Below are 18,985 nucleotides of genomic sequence, written 5' to 3'. Positions count from 1 at the left end.
CTCCCCCTTCTCCACGGCCAAGGTCCACTCCGGCGTTCTGACGGCTCACACACCGGTGGGGACGGCACGCGAGAGGCGATCGGTCGCGGGGCAGCCGGCAGCCGGTCCGTTCGACTGTCCGAAACCAACCCCCGGGCCCCCGACCTGAGCATATGCAACATTTGCCGGACCGGATCACGGGGCCTGTACCGCCGTTACCGAATCGCAGCGGCCGGGCGCCGGCCCCGACCGGCCGGCGGATCTTACGGACCGGTGACACGGCCGCCGCGGAGCGGGCCCGACGGCCCCGCCGCGCCTACCGTGACCGGCATGCGTGTACTGGTCACCGGCGGCGCCGGATTCATCGGATCGCAGATCGTCGAAACGCTGGTGGCCGGCGGCCACGAGCCCGTCGTGTTCGACGCACTGCTGCCCACCGCCCACCCCGGGCCGCCCCGCAAACCGCCCGCGACCCGGGCCGCGGTGCCCCGCATCGTCGCCGACGTCCGCGACCGCGCCGCCGTCGACGCAGCGCTGCGCGGAGTGCACGCGGTCTGCCACCAGGCCGCGATGGTCGGCCTCGGCAAGGACTTCGCGGACGCCCCCGACTACGTCGGCTGCAACGACCTCGGCACCGCCGTCCTGCTCGCCGCGATGGCCGCCGCCGGCGTACCCGGCCTGGTGCTCGCCGGCTCGATGGTCGTCTACGGGGAGGGCCGCTACGACTGCCTCGCCCACGGGACGGTGCGCCCCGGACCGCGCGCCGAGGCCGCACTGGCCGCCGGCCGCTTCGAGCCGTGCTGCCCGCGCTGCGGCGCGGAACTGCGGCCCGGACTCGTCGACGAGGACGCGCCCACCGACCCGCGCAACGTCTACGCCGCGACCAAACTCGCCCAGGAGCACCTGGCCGCCTCCTGGGCCCGCGCCACCGGCGGCCGGGCGGTCGCCCTGCGCTACCACAACGTCTACGGGCCCGGCATGCCGCGCGACACCCCCTACGCCGGCGTCGCCTCGTTCTTCCGCTCGGCACTGGCCCGCGGCGAGGCCCCCACCGTCTACGAAGACGGCGGTCAGCGGCGCGACTTCGTCCACGTCCGGGACGTCGCCGCCGCCAACGCGGTGGCGCTGGCCGCCCTGCCGGACCGGCCGGCGGGCACCCTGACCGCGTACAACACCGGCAGCGGGGAGCCGCACACCGTCGGCGAGATGGCCCGCACCCTGGCCACCGCCCACGGTGGCAAGCCGCCGGTGGTCACCGGGGAGTACCGGCTCGGCGACGTCCGGCACATCACCGCCTCCTCCGGGCGGATCGCCGCCGACCTCGGCTGGCGCGCCGCGACCGGATTCGCCGACGGCATGGCCGAGTTCGCCCGTGAGGAGATGCGATGACCGCGCACCCCGCGCCCGCCCCCGTCGATGTCGTACTGCCCTGTCTCGACGAGGCCGCCGCGCTGCCCTGGGTCCTGGCCCGCATCCCCGACGGCTGGCGGGCCATCGTCGTCGACAACGGCTCCACCGACGGCTCGGCCGCGCTCGCCCGCCGCCTCGGCGCCACCGTCGTACGCGAACCGCGCCGCGGCTTCGGCGCCGCCTGCCACGCCGGACTGCTGGCCGCCGACGCCGACATCGTCTGCTTCTGCGACTGCGACGGCTCCCTCGACCCCCGGCTGCTCGTCCCGTTCGTGCGCGCCGTACACGACGGCGACAGCGACCTGGTGCTGGGCCGGCGACGCCCCGAAGGCCGCGGCGCCTGGCCCGCGCACGCCCGGTTCGGCAACCTCGCGCTGGCCCGCATGCTGCACCGCCGCACCGGACTGCGGCTGCACGACCTCGGCCCGCTGCGCGCCGCCCGGCGCACCCCGCTGCTCGACCTCGGCCTCACCGACCGCCGCAGCGGCTACCCCCTCCAGATGGTCGTCCGGGCCGCCGACGCCGGCTGGCGCGTCACCGAACGCGACGTCCCCTACCGGCCGCGCACCGGCCGCTCCAAGGTGACCGGAACCTGGCGCGGCACCTGGCACGCGGTCCGCGACATGCGCACCGTGCTGCGGCAGCCGCCGGCCGCGCCCGGGGCAGGGAGCCCCCGATGACCGCCGCTCCCGCGCCCGCCCCGGCTCCGACGACGATCCTCGTCATCGCCAAGGAACCCCGCCCCGGCCGCGTCAAGACCCGCCTCACCCCGCCCTACACCCCCGACCAGGCCGCCGAACTGGCCGAAGCGGCGCTCCGCGACACCCTCCGGGCCGTCCGCGCCATGCCCGCCCGCCGCCGCGTCCTCGTCCTCGACGGACGCCCCGGCAGCTGGCTGCCGGCCGGTTTCGACGTCCGCCCGCAATGCGCCGGCGGCCTCGACGAACGGCTGGCCGCGGCCTTCGCCGCCACCACCGGACCGGCCCTGCTCCTAGGCATGGACACCCCCCAGGTCACCCCCGCGCTGCTCGCCCCCGCCCTCGCGCCCGACGCCTGGCGGCACTGCGACGCCTGGTTCGGCGCCGCCGCGGACGGCGGGTTCTGGGCGCTCGGACTGGCCGCCCCCGACCCCCGGCTGCTGCGCGGCGTCCCGATGTCCACCGCCACCACCGGCGCCGTCCAGCGCGCCCGGCTCACCGCCGCCGGACTCCGGGTCCGCGACCTGCCCGTGCTGCGCGACGTCGACACCGCGGCCGACGCGGCGGCGGTCGCCGCCGCCGCGCCCGGCGGCCGGTTCGCCGCCACCCTCGCCCGGCTGACCACGGCAGTCGGCCGATGAGCACCCCCACCGCTGCCCGCGACACCGGCCCCGACTGGGGCGCCGGCCCCTACGCCGACGCGCTGCGCACCGGCCGCGGTCCGCTCTACCTCCGCCGCGCCGACGGCTGGCTGCTGCCGCTGGAGGTGGAACGCTGGTGCGCCGGCGCGGACACCGCCGACCTCTCCGCGCTGCGCCGCTGCGAAGGCTCCGTCCTGGACATCGGCTGCGGCCCCGGACGCCTGGTGGCCGCGCTCGCCGACCGCGGGCACCGGGCCCTCGGCATCGACGTCAGCGCCGCGGCCGTCGCCCGCACCACCGCGGCCGGCGGCACCGCACTGCGCCGCTCCGTCTTCGACTCCCTGCCCGACGAGGGGAGATGGGGCACCGCGCTGCTCCTCGACGGCAACATCGGCATCGGCGGCGATGTGCGCGCCCTGCTCACCCGCACCGCCGAACTGCTCGCCCCGCACGGCCTGCTGATCGTCGAGACCAGCCCCGCGGACATCGACGAACGCGTCCGGGTCCAGGTCGCCGGCGGCCACACCGCACACCCCGCGCACACCGACGAGCCCTTCCCCTGGGCCCGGGTCGGCACCCGCGCCCTGCAGCGGCACGCGGCACCGGAGCTGTGGGCCCCCGCCGGGCAGTGGACCGTGCCCGGCGGGGCTCAACTCCCCGGCGTCGAACGCTGCTTCGTCGCCCTGCGCCGCAGCCGCGCGACCCGCCCCCGCAGCCGCGGCTGAGCCGTCCGCAGCGTACGGACCAGCAGCCACAGCGCGGCCAGCGCGAACAGCCCCGCGCTGATCAGCAGCCAGCGGGCCAGGAACACCTCGGCCGGCAGCCCCGTCGTCAGCGTGTAGTGCACCGCGGCGGGGCTGCCGGGCGCGGTGGAGATCAGCGGCCACCACACCAGGAGCAGCAGCCCGGACAGCGCCGCCGGGACCCGGACGAACCCGGTCCACGCCCGGTCCCGCGCACCGCCCGCGGTCAGCCGCGCCACCGCCCGGTCGGCCACCGAGTACAGCGGCACCAGCACGAGATCGTGCAGCAGCGCCGCCCCCGCGAACCACACCACCACCAGCGGCCACCGCGCATCGGACAGCAGCCGCACCCCCGCGTAGCCGGTCAGCGCGAACGAGGCGAGCAGCAACAGCAGTTGCAGCGCCCCCTCGCCGTACCAGCGGCCCGCCCGGCGCCGCCACACCCCCGCAACCGCCCGCACCCGCTCCACCGCACCATCGATCCGCCGCACCGTCAGACCTCCCCGAACGTCAGCCGCGACACCCACTTGGTGTTCAGCACCCCCGGCGCCGCCGGCACGATGATCCGCGCCGGATACCCGTGGTCCGGCGACAGATCCGCCCCGCCCACCCGCAGCGCCAGCAGCGACCGCGGATCGCGCACCTGGTTGTCCCGCAGCGCCGCCCGCCGGAACGCGCCGGACAACTGAAGCGACTCCACCAGCACCCCCGGCGGCGGCCCGTCCCCTCCCACCAGCGCGGCCAGATCCCGCAGCCGCACCCCGCTCCACCGCAGGTCCTCCGTCGACCAGCCCTCCACACAGGCGATCGGCAGCGCCGCCTCGTACTGCGGCATCCGCAGCAGCTCGTCCCGGCTCAACCGCACCTGCCGCCCGCCGCCCTCGACCGTCAGCCGCCAGCCGTCGCCGATGTCCCGGGCTCGGATGCCCACCCCCGCCGCCGACTTGTTGATCTGGAAGCCGCTCGGGCCGCTCCCCGGATCGGCGCCACCGTGCGGCGCCAGCAGCGCGGTACGCCGCCACCGGCCGCCCAGGCTCTGCCCGGCCGTCGTCAGGAACAGCAGCAGCGACCCGGCGCCCACCAGCCCCAGCGCACCGCGCCGCGACACCGTCGGCGGTGCCGGGCGGAGCGCCACCAGCCCGGTGTCGTCGTCCGCCGCCGAAGGATCCGTACGCTCCCGCAGCGCCCGCACGGTCCGCGGCATCCGCAGCGCCACATGGACCGCGAACGCCCCGATGAACACCCACGCCCCGTAGAAGTGCAGCGGATAGAACGACCCCGGAAACACATAGTCCAGCTGGACGTTGAGGAGCCCGGTCACGAACTCGAACAGCGCCCCGCCCACCAGGAGCAGCAGCGAGACCCGCTCCAGCGCATGGCCCACCGACCGGGCCGGCGGCATCGTGAACAGCTTCGGGATCACCGACCACAGCTTCGCCAGCAGCACCGGCACCAGCACCACGCCGAGGGTGACGTGCACGCCCTGGGTGAGCCGGTACAGCCAGTGCGGCCCCGTCGGCCAGCTGAAGAGATAGAAGCCCAGCAGCCCCTTGTCCGGCGTCTTGTCGTTGACACCGCCGGCCAGATCCGGGTTGTACGCGGCGTACGACAGCAGCCCGGTCACGAACATCAGCGTGATGCCGGCCAGCAGCACCACACCGAGCAGCGCCGTCAGCCGGGGGCCGCGCAGCGGACTGCGCCAGAACGACGGGGACGTCGGGAGCGGCGGGGGAGTGGAGCGAGAGAACCGGGCAAGGCGAGAGAAGGGGCGGGAACGGTCGGCACCCATGGGCGTCCTCCAGGTGAGTCGGTCCGACGGTAAGCCGGTCCGCACCCCCCGAAGCCGCCGCGACGCATGACGAAACCCTGACGTCCGGCGAAATCTGACGGATCGGTGACACCGCTCCCGCCGAACGGCCCTACCGCCCGCCCACGGCCTAGCGTGCCGGTGTGACCTCCGACGCCACCCCCGCCCCGGCCCCCGGTCCGCCGCCCGCGAGCACCCCCGACCCGGCCCCCGGCGAACGCGCCGGCCGCCGCGCCGACCTGCTCGCCGCCGCGGCCGGCGCCCTCCTCGTCGGCGCCGCCGTCGCCCTCGGCTCCGCCATCCAGCACGCCACCGGCGACCTGCGCGTCGACTGGCCCCCGCTGTACGCCGACTGGTCCCCGCACCTCGGCCCCGGCACCCCGGCCGCTCTCGCCGTCGCCGCCGCCGTGATCGCCTACGGGCCGCCGCTGGCGGCCCTGCTCCGCTGGCGGCTGCTGCTGCCCGCCGCCTGGGCCGCCTCGATGGCCTGGACCTGGTCACTGGCCCTGATCGACGGCTGGCAGGCCGGCGTCGCGGGCCGCCTCACCACCGAGTACGAGTACCTGACGGTGATTCACCGCTTCGACGACCTCGGCCCGGCACTGCGCGGCTTCACCAGCCACATCCTCCTCCACCACGGACCGGACTCCTGGCCCGCGCACATCGCCGGCCACCCGCCCGCCGCCATCCTCACGTTCGTCGGCCTGGACCGCATCGGCCTGGGCGGCGGCGGCTGGGCCGGCGCTTGGTGCATCACCGTCGGCACCTCCACCGTCGCCGCGGTCCTGGTCGCGCTGCGCGCCCTGACCGACGAGGCCACCGCCCGCCGCGCCGCCCCGTTCCTCGTCCTGGCGCCCGCCGCCATCTGGGTCGGCGTCTCCGCGGACGGCTACTTCGCCGCCGTCGCCGCCTGGTCCCTCGCCCTGCTCGCGCTCGCCGCCACCCGCCGCACCCGCGCCCCCCGCGCGGCGGCCCTGGGCGCCGGCCTCCTCTTCGGCCTCACCTGTTACCTCTCCTACGGCCTCACCCTCTTCGCACTGCCCCTGGCCGCGGTCCTGCTGCTCACCACCCCCCGCCCCACCGCTCGCCCGCTGCCCTACGCCCTGGCCGGGGCGGCCGTCGTCGCGGCCGGCTTCACCCTCGCCGGATTCAACTGGTGGGAGGGCTACCGGCTGGTGGTCGAGCGCTACTACCAAGGCGCCGCGGCGGTCCGCCCGTACGCCTACTGGGTCTGGGGCAACCTCGCCTGCACCGTGCTGATGACCGGCCTGGCGACGGTGGCCGCGCTTCGCCGCACCCTCGCGGCCGCACCCGCCGCGGTCCACCGCCTCCGGGCACCCGGCCGCGCCGCCGGCCCCGCCGACCGGCTCGTCCTGCTCGTCGCGGCGGTCCTGCTGGCCCTGCTCGTCGCCGACCTCTCCGGTATGAGCAAGGCGGAGACCGAACGCATCTGGCTGCCCTTCGCCCCCTGGCTGCTGGCGGCCGGCGCACTGCTCCCGGCGCCCCGGCAGCGCCCCTGGCTGGCCGCCCAGGCCGTCCTCGCCCTCCTGATCAACCACCTTCTCTTCACCGGATGGTGAGAGGGCATCGGCGACGCTGCCGGCGCCGCCGCGGCGCTACGCGAGGTAGGTCCGGGCCGAGTTGACCCGGCCGGGGCGCAGGATCCGGATCGGGCCGCGATTGCAGTCCGGGCAGTCGGCGCGGGTCAGCGGGGAGGGCACCCGCCTGCCGTGCGTGAAGTAGTCGGCGCGCCGCCGGCCGGCGAGATCGGTGGTGTGCCGGATCTCGTACTCCTCTTCCCAGCCGTGCCCGCAGTGCAGGCAGACGAAGGCATACGCCTCGTGAACGGTCTCGGTGTCCCTTTCCATGGTCACCACGCCCTCTCTCCGGGCCCGACGCACCCGCGGCGGGGCCGGACCGGATCCTTGCCGCACCTTCCATTATTGCGCCGCACCGCGGCGATCGCGGCCGGCCGTCCGCGCCCGCGGCCCCTCAGCCGCGCACCCGCGCCAGCGCCTCGTACACCGCCGTGACCAGCCCCCGGTTGCGCGGGTCACCGCCCGCCGTGCCGCCCCCGTACCGGTTCATGGCGTACCCGTACGACAGCCCGTTCTCCGGGTCCGCGAAGGCGTACGACCCGCCCGCGCCGCCGTGCCCGAACGCCCGCCGGCTCGGGCCCACCCGGCCCTCGCTGTTGACCATGTAGCCCAGCCCCCAGCTGACCCCCGGGGTGCCCTCCGGGACCAGCGCGCCCAGCGTCAGATCCGGCTCGCCCGGCCGGCTCTGCGGCCGGCGCATCTCCTCCAGGGTGGCGGGGGAGACCAGCCCGCCGCCCGCCAGCGCACCGTAGACCGCGGCCAGGCCGTGGGCCGCGGCATGGCCGTTGCCGGACGGGATCTCGGCGGCGCGGTAGGCGGCGCTGTTGACGTCGCCGGTGGGGATGGACAGCAGCGCCAGTGCCAGCGGCGCCAGCGGATGGTCGCCCAGCCCGCCGAGCGGCGGCTTCGGCAGGTCCGGGAACAGCTCGGTGAGCAGCGCCGCGTCCAGCCGCCCGACCATGTCCGCGCACGTCGCGTGCTCCTCGGCGGGAGTGCCGATGAACACCCGTGCACCGAGCGGCCCGGTGATCTCACTGCGCAGGAACGCGCCCAGCGACTGCCCGGTGATCCGCCGCACGACCTCGCCCACCAGATACCCGAACGTCACCGCGTGATAGCCCTGCGCGGTCCCCGGCTCCCACCAGGGCGCCGTCGCCGCCAGCGCGTCGCACACGTACTCCCAGTCGTAGGCGCGCCCCGGGGACAGTGGCTCCCGGGGCGCGATCAGCCCGGCGCGGTGGCTGAGCAGCCAGCGCACGGGTATGTCCTCCTTCCCGGCCTGCCCGAACTCCGGCCAGTAGCGGACGACCGGTGCGTCCAAGTCCAACTCGCCCCGGTCCGCGAGGAGATGGGCGCACAGCGCGGTCATCCCCTTCGACGTCGAATAGACGTTGACGAGGGTGTCCCGCTCCCAGGCTCGACTCCGGTCCCCGCTGGTGTGGCCGCCCCAGAGGTCCACCACCGCCTCGCCGTCCAGCGTCACCGCGACCGCCGCCCCGATCTCGCCGTGCTCGCGGAAGTTCCGATCGAACGCGGTGCGTACGCCCTCGAAGCCGGCTGCGCAGTGGCCGCTGACGGTGGCTGCTTCCACGGTCGCTCTCCTCACGTCGTCGCGGTGCGGTGGAGGTCGTAGGGCGGGGGGTGCGGGCGCCGGCCGGTGGCGCGCCCCGCGGGGTCCGTCCGTGCGCCGCCGCGGTCCGCGCGTACGTAGGCGCGTACCTACGGATGATCCGCCCGGATCGATGCCTCTGGCAACCGTGGCCACCCGGAGGGCGGAAGGCCGGCCCGGCCGGCGCAGCGCCGCGGACCGCCGAAACCGGTACGTTCGGACCGCGGGCACCCGGCAGGATGGCCCCCATGACCACAGCCCCGATCCGCCCCGTCCAGGCCCTTCTCGTCGTCGACGTCCAGTCCGCCTTCGTCTCCGGCGGCGAGGCGGTGCCGGACGCGGCCCGGGTACTCGACCGCACCCGCGATCTGCTGGCCCGGGCCCGCGCGGCCGGCGCGCTCGTGGTGCACCTGCAGAACGACGGCACACCCGGCACCGCCGACGAGCCGCACACCCCCGGTTGGGAACTCCACCTGCCCGTCGAGCCCGGCCCCCGCGAGGCGGTGGTCCGCAAGACGGACGACGACGGCTTCGAGGACACCCGGCTCGGCGAACTCCTCACCGGCGCCGGGGTCCGGGAGCTGGCGCTCTGTGGTGTGCTCTCCGAGATGTGCGTCAGCGCCACCGCCCGGACGGCGCTGCGGCGCGGCTACCGCGTCGTCCTGCCGCACGACGCGCACGCCACCTACGACATCCCCGCCGCCCCCGGCATCAGCGAGGCGGTCCCGGCGGCGATGTCCTCCCGGGCCGCCGAATGGGCCCTCGGGGACGAGGTCGAGATCGTGGCCCGCGCGGCCGATGTGCCCTTCGTGGCCGGGGAGTTGACGGCGGAGCGGGAAGCCGCGGGCGCTCGGGTGAGGTGACCGCCGCGTGACCGCCGCGGCTGCTCCGGTCCCGCCTCGCCGGGAACTTCCGCCGCTCTCCTCCGGGGGCCTCCCCCTCCCCCTCCCGCCCCACCCCCACCCCGCCCCCCCCCCCGTGCCCTCCCTTACGGCAGGTTTTTCTCCAGGGCGTCGATGTACGCGGCCATGGCGTGGTCCCGGATGCCGGGCGACGCCGGGGCGAGCAGCTCGGCGGTGAGGCGCTGGGTGTGGCCGAGCAGGCCGCCGGTCAGCGGCATGGTGTTGTGCACGCCGCCCCGGGCGTCGATGTAGCGCAGCGCGGAGACATGGCGGAAAACCGGCTCCGGCGGCAGCTGCGGCACGATGTCGTCGTGGTTGGCGAAACGGTACATCCGGTGCGCGAAGGCGGAGTTGACCTCCTGGGCCAGCACCGGGTCGCAGGCGCGGGGCTGGCCGAAGGTGTAGACGCCGTCGGCGGGCAGCCGGGGGTCCTCGAAGTGCAGCCGGGCGGCGGCCAGCATCGCCAGGGCGCCGCCCAGGCCGTGGCCGGTGAACCACAGCGTCTGGTCGTTGTCGCGGAACTCCTTGAGCGCGGTGAGGATCTGCGGCCAGACCGCGTCCAGCGCCTCGGCGAAGCCGGGGTGGGCGGTGCCCCGGCCGCCGGGGCCGGGCCACGGAGGGGTCCCGGAGCCGGCCAGCCAGTCCCGCAGCGCGGCGGGCTCGGCGCCCCGGAAGGTCGTGATGATCATGTGCTGCCCGGTGAGGGTGTACGCCTGGACGTCCGGCAGCGGGAACGGCGGGCGGAACGCGGCGTGGTGGTGGCGCACCCGGTCGAGGCCCCACTGGGCGGCGGTGGCCGCGACGGCTGCCTCGTCCTGGTACGCGAGGTCGGCGGCGCGCGCCATGCAGAGCGCCTGGCGGATGCTGTAGCCGGTGGCGTGCTGGTCGACGAGGGTGCTGGTCAACGGAGGCTCCCAGTGGATGCGACGACGGACGACGGCAGGGACAGCAGGGCGACTACACACAGCTCGCTCTGACTACACACCGTAACGTTGTCGTGTCGCGGCGAGTGGATGCGCCCGTTTAAACCACTCGTTCGAGCCTCGGGTCGCACACGCCGCGGTGCGGGGCGAGCCTGGAAGCCCCCGGCTCCCACAGGAAGGTCCCACAGTGAACAGCGCGGAACAGGCGTCACACGCGGAACATGTATCGGCCGAGGTCGTGGTGGAGCTCGAAGGCTGCACCGCGGAGGACGCGCACGCCGTCTTCAGCGCGCTGCGCACCTCCTTCGCCTGCGACCGGGCCGCGGACGACGTGCCCGCGGAGCTGGCCGGGCCGGGCGCGACGGTGTGGACCTCGACCTTCGACGTGAGCGAGCGCCGGGCCGAGGCCGGGCCCCGGCGGCTGAAGGGCCCCGTCGTCGTCAGCCTCCAGGGCGGCTACTGGGCCGTCGACCAGCTGTGCAACGCCCTCAGGACCGCGTTCGTGGTACGCGTTCTGGGCACGGCCGCCGGCGACCAGGAGAAGGAGGTCGAGCTGCGGCTGGAGACCCTGCCGCAGACCGTGGGAAGAGGGGCGAACTAGTGGCGGGCGGCTCTCGCCCGCAGGACGCCGGCGGACCGCACCCCGTGAACGGCCGGCGCTCCGAACTGACCCTCACCGTCAACGGGACCCCGCACACCCTGACCCTGGACCACCGCACCACCGTCCTGGACGTGCTCCGCGAGCACCTCGGGCTCACCGGCGCCAAGAAGGGCTGCGACCACGGGCAGTGCGGCGCCTGCACGGTGCTGGTCGACGGACGGCGCGCCAACAGCTGCCTGCTGCTGGCCGTGGCGCACGACGGGCGGCGGCTGACCACCATCGAGGGACTGGCGGAGGGGGAGCGGCTGCACCCCCTCCAGGAAGCGTTCGTCGCGTACGACGCCCTCCAGTGCGGCTACTGCACCCCCGGTCAGATCTGCTCGGCCGTCGGCGTGCTCACCGAGGCCGCGGACGGCTTCCCCTCCCATGTCACCCCGGACACCGCCGCGTCCGGGGCGCCGGTCGCGCTCACCGCCGACGAGATCCGCGAGCGGATGAGCGGCAACCTCTGCCGGTGCGGCGCCTATCCCCGCATCGTCGACGCCGTCGGGGCGGTGGCCGGGGTCGCCGGAGCGGGGGCGGCCCGGGCATGAAGCCGTTCGGATACCTGCGCGTGGACAGCGTCGACGAGGCGGTACGGGCCGCCGCCGGGCAGCCCGGCGCCCAGTTCCTCGGGGGCGGCACCAATCTCGTCGACCTGATGAAGCTGGGGGTGGAGGCCCCGCGGGTGCTCATCGACGTCAGCCGGCTGCCGCTGGACCGGATCGAGGAACTGCCGGACGGCGGACTGCGGATCGGCGCGATGGTCCGCAACGCCGACCTCGCCGCCGCCCGCCCCGTACGCGAGCGCTATCCCGTGCTGTCGCAGGCGGTGCTGGCCGGGGCCTCGGGGCAACTGCGGAACACCGCGACCACCGGCGGCAACCTGCTCCAGCGCACCCGCTGCCCGTACTTCCAGGACACCTCGAAGCCCTGCAACAAACGGGAGCCCGGGAGCGGCTGCCCGGCCCGCGACGGCGCCCACCGCGACCTCGCCGTACTCGGCCACTCCGCGCACTGCGTCGCCACCCAGCCGTCCGACATGGCCGTCGCACTGGCCGCTCTGGACGCCACCGTCCGGCTGCACGGCCCCGAGGGCGAACGCACCGTCCCGGCCACCGACTTCCACCGGCTGCCCGGCGACAGCCCCGAACGCGACACGGTGATCCGGCTCGGCGAACTGGTCACCGCCGTCGAGCTGCCGCCGCACCGCCCCGGCGCCCACTCGCGCTACCGCAAGGCCCGCGACCGCGCCTCGTTCGCCTTCGCGCTGGCCTCCGTCGGGGCCGTACTCGCCGTCCGCGACGGCGTCGTCGAGCACGCCGCGCTCGCCTTCGGCGGGCTGGCGCACCGGCCCTGGCGCGCCCGCGCCGCCGAGGAGGTGCTGCACGGCGCACCCGCCACCGAGCGGACCTTCGCCCGGGCCGCGGACGCCGAACTCGCCGCCGCCGAACCGCTCCGCGACAACGGCTTCAAGGTCCCCCTCGCCCGCGCCCTGGCCGTCGGGGTGCTGGCCGACCTCGCCGCCCGCGGCTGACCCCGCCCCCGGACCCCGTCCCCCGACCGCAAGGACGCGCGCCATGACCCACGACGTGTTCCCCCCGGGCCCACCCGCGTACCCGCTGGGTGCACCGCTCGTCCGCCGCGAAGGCCGGGACAAGGTCACCGGCACCGCCCGGTACGCCGCCGAGCACACCCCGCCCGCCTGCGCCTACGCCTGGCCCGTTCCGGCCACCGTCGCCCGCGGCCGGATCACCGAGCTGGACATCGGCGGGGCGCTGGCGCTGCCCGGGGTGATCGCCGTGCTGACCCACGAGAACGCGCCCCGCCTGGCGTCCACCGGTGACCCCACCCTGGCGCTCCTCCAGGAGGACCGGGTCCCGCACCGCGGCTGGTACATCGCGCTCGCCGTCGCCGACACCCTGGAAGCCGCCCGGGCCGCCGCCGACGCCGTCCACGTCACGTACGCCACGGACGGGCACGACGTGCGGCTGACCGCGGACCACCCGGGGCTGTACGTCCCGGAGCGGGTCAACGGCGACTTCCCGGCGGTCCGGGAACACGGCGACTTCGACGCGGCGTTCGCCGCCGCGCCGGTGACCGTCGACGCGACCTACACCGTGCCGCCGCTGCACAACCACCCCATGGAACCGCACGCCGCCACCGCCCGGTGGAGCAACGGCCACCTCACCGTCCACGACTCCAGCCAGGGCGCCACCAGGGTGCGCGAGGACCTGGCCGCCCTGTTCAAGCTCGGGACCGACGAGATCACCGTGATCTCGGAGCACGTCGGCGGCGGCTTCGGCTCCAAGGGGACACCCCGCCCCCCGGTCGTGCTCGCCGCGATGGCCGCCCGGCACACCGGCCGCCCGGTCAAACTGGCTCTGCCGCGCCGCCAGTTGCCCGCCGTCGTCGGCCACCGCGCGCCCACCATCCAGCGGGTGCGCATCGGCGCCGGCCGCGACGGCGTGATCACCGCCCTCGCCCACGAGAGCGTCACCCACACCTCCACGGTCGCCGAGTTCGTGGAACAGGCCGCGGTCCCGGCGCGCATCATGTACACCTCGCCGAACAGCCGCACCGCACACCGCGTGGCCGCCCTCGACGTCCCCACCCCCTCCTGGATGCGCGCCCCCGGCGAAGCCCCGGGGATGTACGCCCTGGAGTCCGCCGTCGACGAACTCGCCGTCCTCCTGGAGACCGACCCCGTCGAACTGCGCCTGCGCAACGAACCCGGCACCGAGCCGGACACCGGTCGCCCCTTCAGCAGCCGCCATCTCGCCGACTGCCTCCGCGAGGGCGCGGAGCGCTTCGGCTGGCACCCCCGCGACCCGCGCCCCGCCGTCCGCCGCCACGGCGACCTCCTGCTGGGCACCGGCGTCGCCGCGGCCACCTACCCCGTCTACATCGGCGCCACCCAGGCCGAGGCGCACGCCGCCGCCGACGGCGGCTACCGCGTCCGGGTCAACGCCACCGACATCGGCACCGGCGCCCGCACCGTCCTCGCCCAGATCGCCGCCGCCGCGCTCGGCGCCCCCGAGGACCGCGTCCGGGTCGACATCGGCAGCAGCGACCTGCCGCCCGCCATGCTCGCCGGCGGCTCCGCGGGCACCGCCTCCTGGGGGTGGGCGGTCCACAAGGCGTGCACGGCGCTGCTGGCCCGGCTGCGCGACCAGGAAGGGCCGCTGCCCGCCGAGGGGATCACGGTCACCGAGGACACCCACCTGGAGACCGCCGAGCGGTCCGAGTACTCCCGGCACGCCTTCGGCGCCGTCTTCGCCGAGGTCGGGGCCGACCTCCGCACCGGCGAGATCCGGGTGCGCCGGCTGCTCGGCCAGTACGCGGCGGGCCGTATCCTCAACCCCCTCACGGCGCGCTCCCAGTTCATCGGCGGCATGACCATGGGCCTGGGCATGGCCCTGACGGAAGGCAGCTCCCTGGACCCGGCCTTCGGCGACTTCACCGCCTGCGACCTGGCCTCGTACCACGTCCCGGCGCACGCCGACGTCCCGGCCGTCGAGGCGTACTGGCTCGACGAGGAGGACCCGCACCTCAACCCCATGGGCAGCAAGGGCATCGGCGAGATCGGCATCGTCGGCACCGCGGCAGCCATCGGGAACGCCGTGTGGCACGCCACCGGCGCCCGGCTGCGCGACCTGCCGCTGACCCCCGACCGACTCCTGCCCCACCTGCCCTGAACGGGCCGGGACCCGAACGGACCACCACCTGTTGCGGGCCCGAAACCCCGGGGCCACGATGGCGTATGACCCATACGTGACGAATGCTCACTCTTCTTGTTCGGGGTTCGTTTGGTCCAACGAGGTGAAGGTGGTGAGCCTCGCGGTGAGGAGCCACAACATGACACTTCCCGGCGGCCGGCACTACACGGTCGAACTGCACGCCGCGGCGGAGCGCGTACCGCAGATCCGACGGATCATCGCCGCGCATCTGCGGTACTGGAATCTCGAACTGCACATCCCGCCCGTGTGCAGGGGAGTGGCGGAACTCCTCACCAACGTCCACCGCCATATCGGCGCGGACACCCGGTGCGTGGTCGAACTCCGCTGGACCGGCCGCCACCTGACCGCCTCGGTCGCCGACGACGGCCCCCGGCTGCCGAGACTGAGCAGCGCCGCCGGCGGCGGACTCGCCAAAGTGGCCGCGCTGAGCGACAGCTGGGGCACCTGCGGCACACCGACCGGCAAGGTCATCTGGTTCACCCGCCGGGTCGAGGCCGCCCGCACCGCGCCGGTGACCCCGCAGGTGCCGCTGCGCAGCGTCCCGGACGTGGTGGAGCCCGCCCCCGCCCCGGAGCCCGCGCCGGTCGCGGCACCCGGCCCCGCCGCGGAGCCCGCCCCCGTGCACCCCGTCGCGCCGCCGTCCGAACCCGCCGCGTCCGAGGCGTCGCTGGTCTGACGCGCGGCCGGTGGGATCGCGGCGTGTTCCCGCCGTGTCCCGCCGGCCGCGCGGGCGCCGCCGCTACGATCGCGGCATGGCAACGGCCCCGCCGCCCCTGAGCGCCGTACGGCACCGCGATCGCGCGGTGTCGTTCCGGGCCCTGTGGGCGGCCGTGCTGCTGCTCGCGGTGCTGCTCGCGCACGGCGCGCGGGCGGAGGGCGCCGAGGGGCACCTCGACAGCGCCGTACCGGCCGCCGCCCGGACAACCGCCGTAGCGCAGCAGCCCGTTGAGGCCGTGTACGGCGCGCATGTGCGGCGCGCCGCGGACACGGTGCATCCCGCGCACGCCGCGCCCGCGGGCCCCGCCCACCACACGGACCACCCGGCTCCCGCCGGGCATCCCGCGCACCCGGTGTGCCTGGCGGGCCAGGTGCAGCAGGGCGCCGAGCTGGCGCCGCCGCGCGCCGCGTCGATCGCCGGTCCGCCCTGCCGCGCCCCCGTCCCGGCCCGGTACGGCACACCCGCCGACGCGTTCGCCCTGCCACCGCCGTCCGGCACCACGGGCTCCGTCGTTCAGCAGGTCTAGATTCCCGGCCGGTTCCGGCCAACTTCCGGTTCCGCACGACCTCCTGCTGCTTCCGCACGCCCTGTGTACGGAGACCCTGTGCCCCGACGCACCCCCCTCCGCTTCCCGTTTCGTGCCACCGCCGCCCGCACCGTCCTCCGGCGGCTGGCCCTGCCCCTGCTGCTCGGCGGGCTGCTGCTGGCCGCCGTGCCCTGCGCGGCCCACACCCCGCACCACCACCGCACCGCGGGTCCGGTGACCGCGGCGGCCCTCGCCGGCGCCGCGGTGGAGGGCGGGCGCTCCGACGACACCGACTGCCCGCCCGACGCGGCCGGACGCATCCCCCCGGCCCGCTCCGCCGCGGCCGGGCGGACCGCCGCCGCCGCGCCGGGCGCCGCGCCCGGCGTCCTCGGGACCGCCGTGCGCTCCGCCGCCGCCCGCCGTCCGGCCGCGTCCGGCCGCGCCGCGCGCCACGGGCCGCCCCGCGGCGGCCGGCCGACCCTCGCCGCCCTCTGCCGGTGCCGGATATAGGAGCCGCCGCGGCGCGCCGTGCCACCGCCGGGCGGCCGCCGGACGCGCCCCACCGTCCGTACCCGGAACACCGAACGAGAGCGAATCATGCAGTCTCCACCCGCACTTCCCACCCGTCCCCTCCCCGTCCCCGCGGCCGGACCCGGCACCCCCGGCCCTGCGGCTCCGCTCGCCCCGCCCCCGGCGTCCGCGGTGTCCGGGCTCGTCGGCAACACGCCCGTACTGCACATCTCCGCGCCGCTCACCCCGCCGGACCGCGGCTTCTGGGCGAAGCTGGAGGGCAGCAACCCGGGCGGCATCAAGGACCGCCCCGCGCTCCACATGGTCGAACGCGCCCGCGCCCGGGGCGATGTGCGGCCCGGCGCCCGGATCGTGGAGTCCACCAGCGGCACCCTGGGCCTGGGCCTGGCGCTCGCCGGGATGGTGTACGGGCACCCCGTCACCCTGGTCACCGACCCCGGGCTGGAACCGGCCATGACCCGGCTGCTGACCGCCTACGGCGCCGACGTCGACCCGGTCCCCGAGCCCCATCCCGACGGCGGCTGGCAGCAGGCCCGCCGCGACCGGGTCGCCGAACTCCTCGGCCGGCACCCGGGATCGTGGTGCCCGGACCAGTACCACAACCCCGACAACACCACCGCCTACCTGCCGCTGGCCCTCGAACTCGCCGCCCAGCTGGTGCACATCGACGTCCTGGTGTGCAGCGTCGGCACCGGCGGCCACTCCGCCGGCGTGTCCCGGGTGCTGCGCCAGCTCTACCCGGAGCTGCGGCTGGTCGGCGTCGACACCGTCGGCTCGACCATCTTCGGCCAGCCCGCCCGCCCCCGCCTGATGCGCGGACTGGGGTCGAGCATCTACCCGCGCAACGTCGCCTACGAGCAGTTCAGCGAGGTGCACTGGGTCGCCCCCGCCGAAGCGGTCTGGACCTGCCGGCAGTTGGCGGCCTCGCACTACGCCACCGGCGGCTGGAGCGTCGGCGCGGTCGCGCTGGTCGCCGGCTGGCTCAGCCGCACCCTTTCGCCCGGCGCCCGTATCGCGGCGGTCTTCCCGGACGGACCGCAGCGCTATCTGAGCACCGTGTACGACGACGCGTACTGCGCCGCCCACGGTCTGCTCGGCGCCCCGCCGCCCGACGCCCCGGAAACCCTGCGCCACACGGCGGAGCGGGAGGTCACCCGCTGGAGCCGCTGCGAGCGGGTCGCCGACCCGCTGGGCCCGGCGGAGGTGGCGTCCCGGTGAAAGGCACCCTCGCACAGGTCCGCTCCTACGAGCGCAGCGTGCAGTTGCTGATGGTCAATCAGTTCACCATCAACCTCGGCTTCTACATGCTGATGCCGTACCTGGCCGCGCATCTGTCCGGGACGTTGGGCCTGGCCGGCTGGCTGGTCGGGCTGGTGCTCGGCGTCCGCAACTTCAGCCAGCAGGGGATGTTCCTGGTCGGCGGCGCGCTCGCCGACCGGTTCGGCTGCAAACCGCTGATCGTGGCCGGCTGTCTGCTGCGCACGGCGGGCTTCGCCGCGCTCGGGCTGGTGGACGCGCTGCCCGCCCTGCTGGCGGCGTCCGCGGCCACCGGCCTGGCCGGGGCGCTGTTCAACCCGGCGGTCCGGGCGTATCTCGCGGCCGAGGCGGGAGAGCGCCGGCTGGAGGCGTTCGCACTGTTCAACGTCTTCTACCAGGCCGGCATCCTGCTCGGCCCCGTCGTCGGGATGGTGCTGACCGGGGTCGGCTTCCGACTCACCTGCCTCGTGGCGGCCGGGATCTTCGCGCTGCTCAGCCTCGTCCAGCTGCGCGCCCTGCCGGCCCGCGGCGGCACCGCCGGCCGGTCCGGCGCCGCGGCGGACCGGTCGGGGCTGCTCGCCCAGTGGCGCGCGGTGCTCGCCAACCGGCCGTTCCTGCTGTTCTCCGGCGCCATGATCGGGTCGTACGTGCTGTCCTTCCAGGTCTACCTGGCGCTGCCGCTGGAGGTGAAGCGCCTGGGCGGCGAGGGGCGTTCCGGAACGGCGGCGGTGGCGCTGCTGTTCGCCGTCTCGGGGCTGAGCACGATCCTCGGCCAGACCCGGGTGACCGCCTGGTGCAAGGATCGGATGGCGCCCGGGCACGCGCTCGCCACCGGCCTGGTGATCATGGGCCTGGCGTTCCTCCCGCTGCTGGCGGCCACCGCGCTGCCGGTGCCGGCCGGCGGCCCGGCCCGCTGGCTCCTCGCCGCGCTGCCGCCGGCACTGACCGCGCTGCTGCTCGCCGTCGGCACGATGACCGCCTACCCCTTCGAGATGGACACTATCGTCCGGCTCTGTGGCGACCGCCTGGTCGCCACCCACTACGGGCTCTACAACACCGTCTGCGGTATCGGCATCACCCTCGGCAACCTGCTCACCGGCGCCGCGCTGGACACAGCCCGCGCCGCCGGACTGCCCGCCCTGCCCTGGGCGGCCCTCCTGCTGCTGGGCCTGGTCTGCGCCGCCGCGCTCCGGGCGCTGCACCGCACCGGCCGGCTCGCCCCGGCCGGCGGACCGGAGGTGGCGTTGGGCTGAGGGAGCCGCG

Annotated in this window: 20 protein-coding genes; 15 read left to right on the top strand and 5 right to left on the bottom strand. The window is 75.8% G+C overall.

All coding sequences use genetic code 11. The annotated features are described in order from the left end of the window. The first annotated feature begins 309 nt into the window (after positions 1-309). From ACO1BR_RS18010 to ACO1BR_RS17995, 4 genes are read left to right on the top strand one after another with little or no spacing between them, the layout of a single operon-like run. Positions 310-1,368, top strand: a complete 1,059-nt coding sequence (locus ACO1BR_RS18010) for an NAD-dependent epimerase/dehydratase family protein (protein ID WP_426796078.1) — start codon at positions 310-312, stop codon at positions 1,366-1,368. Then, the gene (locus ACO1BR_RS18005; RefSeq protein WP_426796077.1) at positions 1,365-2,069 is read left to right on the top strand and encodes a glycosyltransferase family 2 protein; all 705 of its coding nucleotides are present in this window, start codon (positions 1,365-1,367) and stop codon (positions 2,067-2,069) included. The genes ACO1BR_RS18010 and ACO1BR_RS18005 overlap by 4 nt, the downstream gene beginning before the upstream one ends. Then, entirely contained in the window at positions 2,066-2,728 is a 663-nt protein-coding gene (locus ACO1BR_RS18000) for a TIGR04282 family arsenosugar biosynthesis glycosyltransferase (RefSeq protein WP_426796076.1), read from the top strand. Before ACO1BR_RS18005 ends, ACO1BR_RS18000 begins: the two co-directional genes overlap by 4 nt. Then, a complete protein-coding gene (locus ACO1BR_RS17995; protein ID WP_426796075.1) occupies positions 2,725-3,453 on the top strand; it encodes a class I SAM-dependent methyltransferase in 729 nt (242 codons plus the stop codon). Before ACO1BR_RS18000 ends, ACO1BR_RS17995 begins: the two co-directional genes overlap by 4 nt. On the opposite strand, the gene ACO1BR_RS17990 is transcribed toward ACO1BR_RS17995, so the two are convergent. Then, entirely contained in the window at positions 3,378-3,953 is a 576-nt protein-coding gene (locus tag ACO1BR_RS17990; protein WP_426796167.1) for a hypothetical protein, read from the bottom strand. The two genes, ACO1BR_RS17995 and ACO1BR_RS17990, sit on opposite strands and share 76 nt — an antisense overlap. A gap of 11 nt (positions 3,954-3,964) precedes the next feature. After that, positions 3,965-5,260: a molybdopterin-dependent oxidoreductase gene (locus ACO1BR_RS17985; protein WP_426796074.1), complete on the bottom strand. Its 1,296-nt coding sequence runs from the start codon at positions 5,258-5,260 to the stop codon at positions 3,965-3,967. A gap of 161 nt (positions 5,261-5,421) precedes the next feature. On the opposite strand from ACO1BR_RS17985, the gene ACO1BR_RS17980 reads away from it, so the two are divergent. Further along, positions 5,422-6,858 (top strand): hypothetical protein, encoded by a 1,437-nt coding sequence (locus ACO1BR_RS17980; RefSeq protein WP_426796073.1) that lies wholly within the window; start codon positions 5,422-5,424, stop codon positions 6,856-6,858. A 36-nt stretch (positions 6,859-6,894) separates the two neighbouring features. Here ACO1BR_RS17980 and ACO1BR_RS17975 read toward each other — a convergent pair whose 3' ends face one another. Together ACO1BR_RS17975 and ACO1BR_RS17970 are read right to left on the bottom strand one after the other, a co-directional pair. Further along, positions 6,895-7,146, bottom strand: a complete 252-nt coding sequence (locus tag ACO1BR_RS17975) for a hypothetical protein (RefSeq protein ID WP_236574033.1) — start codon at positions 7,144-7,146, stop codon at positions 6,895-6,897. A gap of 124 nt (positions 7,147-7,270) precedes the next feature. Then, entirely contained in the window at positions 7,271-8,467 is a 1,197-nt protein-coding gene (locus tag ACO1BR_RS17970; RefSeq protein ID WP_426796072.1) for a serine hydrolase domain-containing protein, read from the bottom strand. A 266-nt stretch (positions 8,468-8,733) separates the two neighbouring features. Between ACO1BR_RS17970 and ACO1BR_RS17965 the strand changes: the two genes are divergently transcribed. Further along, positions 8,734-9,348: an isochorismatase family protein gene (locus ACO1BR_RS17965; protein WP_426796071.1), complete on the top strand. Its 615-nt coding sequence runs from the start codon at positions 8,734-8,736 to the stop codon at positions 9,346-9,348. A 125-nt stretch (positions 9,349-9,473) separates the two neighbouring features. Here the strand turns inward: ACO1BR_RS17965 and ACO1BR_RS17960 are convergent, their stop codons facing one another. Next, the gene (locus ACO1BR_RS17960; RefSeq protein ID WP_426796070.1) at positions 9,474-10,292 is read right to left on the bottom strand and encodes a lipase family protein; all 819 of its coding nucleotides are present in this window, start codon (positions 10,290-10,292) and stop codon (positions 9,474-9,476) included. A 256-nt stretch (positions 10,293-10,548) separates the two neighbouring features. Between ACO1BR_RS17960 and ACO1BR_RS17955 the strand changes: the two genes are divergently transcribed. The 9 genes from ACO1BR_RS17955 (at position 10,549) to ACO1BR_RS17915 (ending at position 18,975) form a co-directional block, all read left to right on the top strand. Continuing rightward, positions 10,549-10,911, top strand: coding sequence for a hypothetical protein (locus ACO1BR_RS17955; RefSeq protein ID WP_426796069.1), 363 nt, complete (start codon positions 10,549-10,551; stop codon positions 10,909-10,911). A 44-nt stretch (positions 10,912-10,955) separates the two neighbouring features. Beyond that, positions 10,956-11,504, top strand: a complete 549-nt coding sequence (locus ACO1BR_RS17950) for a 2Fe-2S iron-sulfur cluster-binding protein (protein WP_426796068.1) — start codon at positions 10,956-10,958, stop codon at positions 11,502-11,504. Further along, positions 11,501-12,487, top strand: a complete 987-nt coding sequence (locus tag ACO1BR_RS17945) for an FAD binding domain-containing protein (RefSeq protein ID WP_426796067.1) — start codon at positions 11,501-11,503, stop codon at positions 12,485-12,487. Before ACO1BR_RS17950 ends, ACO1BR_RS17945 begins: the two co-directional genes overlap by 4 nt. A gap of 43 nt (positions 12,488-12,530) precedes the next feature. Next, positions 12,531-14,648: a xanthine dehydrogenase family protein molybdopterin-binding subunit gene (locus ACO1BR_RS17940; protein ID WP_426796066.1), complete on the top strand. Its 2,118-nt coding sequence runs from the start codon at positions 12,531-12,533 to the stop codon at positions 14,646-14,648. 160 nt (positions 14,649-14,808) lie between these two features. Then, the gene (locus ACO1BR_RS17935; RefSeq protein ID WP_426796065.1) at positions 14,809-15,366 is read left to right on the top strand and encodes an ATP-binding protein; all 558 of its coding nucleotides are present in this window, start codon (positions 14,809-14,811) and stop codon (positions 15,364-15,366) included. Positions 15,367-15,442: 76 nt separating this feature from the next. Continuing rightward, positions 15,443-15,934, top strand: a complete 492-nt coding sequence (locus ACO1BR_RS17930; protein WP_426796064.1) for a hypothetical protein — start codon at positions 15,443-15,445, stop codon at positions 15,932-15,934. Between the two features lie 78 nt (positions 15,935-16,012). Then, positions 16,013-16,444: a hypothetical protein gene (locus ACO1BR_RS17925; RefSeq protein WP_426796063.1), complete on the top strand. Its 432-nt coding sequence runs from the start codon at positions 16,013-16,015 to the stop codon at positions 16,442-16,444. 87 nt (positions 16,445-16,531) lie between these two features. After that, positions 16,532-17,683, top strand: coding sequence for a PLP-dependent cysteine synthase family protein (locus ACO1BR_RS17920; protein WP_426796062.1), 1,152 nt, complete (start codon positions 16,532-16,534; stop codon positions 17,681-17,683). Next, complete coding sequence (locus ACO1BR_RS17915) at positions 17,680-18,975, top strand: MFS transporter (protein WP_426796061.1); 1,296 nt, start codon at positions 17,680-17,682, stop codon at positions 18,973-18,975. The genes ACO1BR_RS17920 and ACO1BR_RS17915 overlap by 4 nt, the downstream gene beginning before the upstream one ends. Positions 18,976-18,985: the final 10 nt, after the last annotated feature.

Source organism: Streptomyces sp. YGL11-2 (genome assembly GCF_050054615.1).
Lineage (GTDB): Bacteria > Actinomycetota > Actinomycetes > Streptomycetales > Streptomycetaceae > Streptomyces.
The sequence above is the reverse complement of the archived record's forward strand: the minus strand, read 5'-3'. Positions and strand labels throughout refer to the sequence as shown.

What these genes read in the sequence shown, in the direction of transcription:
- ACO1BR_RS18010 (WP_426796078.1), top strand. Translation starts at nt 310, where the DNA reads ATGCGTGTACTGGTCACCGGCGGCGCCGGATTCATCGGATCGCAGATC.
- ACO1BR_RS18005 (WP_426796077.1), top strand. Translation starts at nt 1,365, where the DNA reads ATGACCGCGCACCCCGCGCCCGCCCCCGTCGATGTCGTACTGCCCTGT.
- ACO1BR_RS18000 (WP_426796076.1), top strand. Translation starts at nt 2,066, where the DNA reads ATGACCGCCGCTCCCGCGCCCGCCCCGGCTCCGACGACGATCCTCGTC.
- ACO1BR_RS17995 (WP_426796075.1), top strand. Translation starts at nt 2,725, where the DNA reads ATGAGCACCCCCACCGCTGCCCGCGACACCGGCCCCGACTGGGGCGCC.
- ACO1BR_RS17985 (WP_426796074.1), bottom strand. Translation starts at nt 5,260, where the DNA reads ATGGGTGCCGACCGTTCCCGCCCCTTCTCTCGCCTTGCCCGGTTCTCT.
- ACO1BR_RS17975 (WP_236574033.1), bottom strand. Translation starts at nt 7,146, where the DNA reads ATGGAAAGGGACACCGAGACCGTTCACGAGGCGTATGCCTTCGTCTGC.
- ACO1BR_RS17965 (WP_426796071.1), top strand. Translation starts at nt 8,734, where the DNA reads ATGACCACAGCCCCGATCCGCCCCGTCCAGGCCCTTCTCGTCGTCGAC.
- ACO1BR_RS17945 (WP_426796067.1), top strand. Translation starts at nt 11,501, where the DNA reads ATGAAGCCGTTCGGATACCTGCGCGTGGACAGCGTCGACGAGGCGGTA.
- ACO1BR_RS17940 (WP_426796066.1), top strand. Translation starts at nt 12,531, where the DNA reads ATGACCCACGACGTGTTCCCCCCGGGCCCACCCGCGTACCCGCTGGGT.
- ACO1BR_RS17935 (WP_426796065.1), top strand. Translation starts at nt 14,809, where the DNA reads ATGACACTTCCCGGCGGCCGGCACTACACGGTCGAACTGCACGCCGCG.
- ACO1BR_RS17930 (WP_426796064.1), top strand. Translation starts at nt 15,443, where the DNA reads ATGGCAACGGCCCCGCCGCCCCTGAGCGCCGTACGGCACCGCGATCGC.
- ACO1BR_RS17920 (WP_426796062.1), top strand. Translation starts at nt 16,532, where the DNA reads ATGCAGTCTCCACCCGCACTTCCCACCCGTCCCCTCCCCGTCCCCGCG.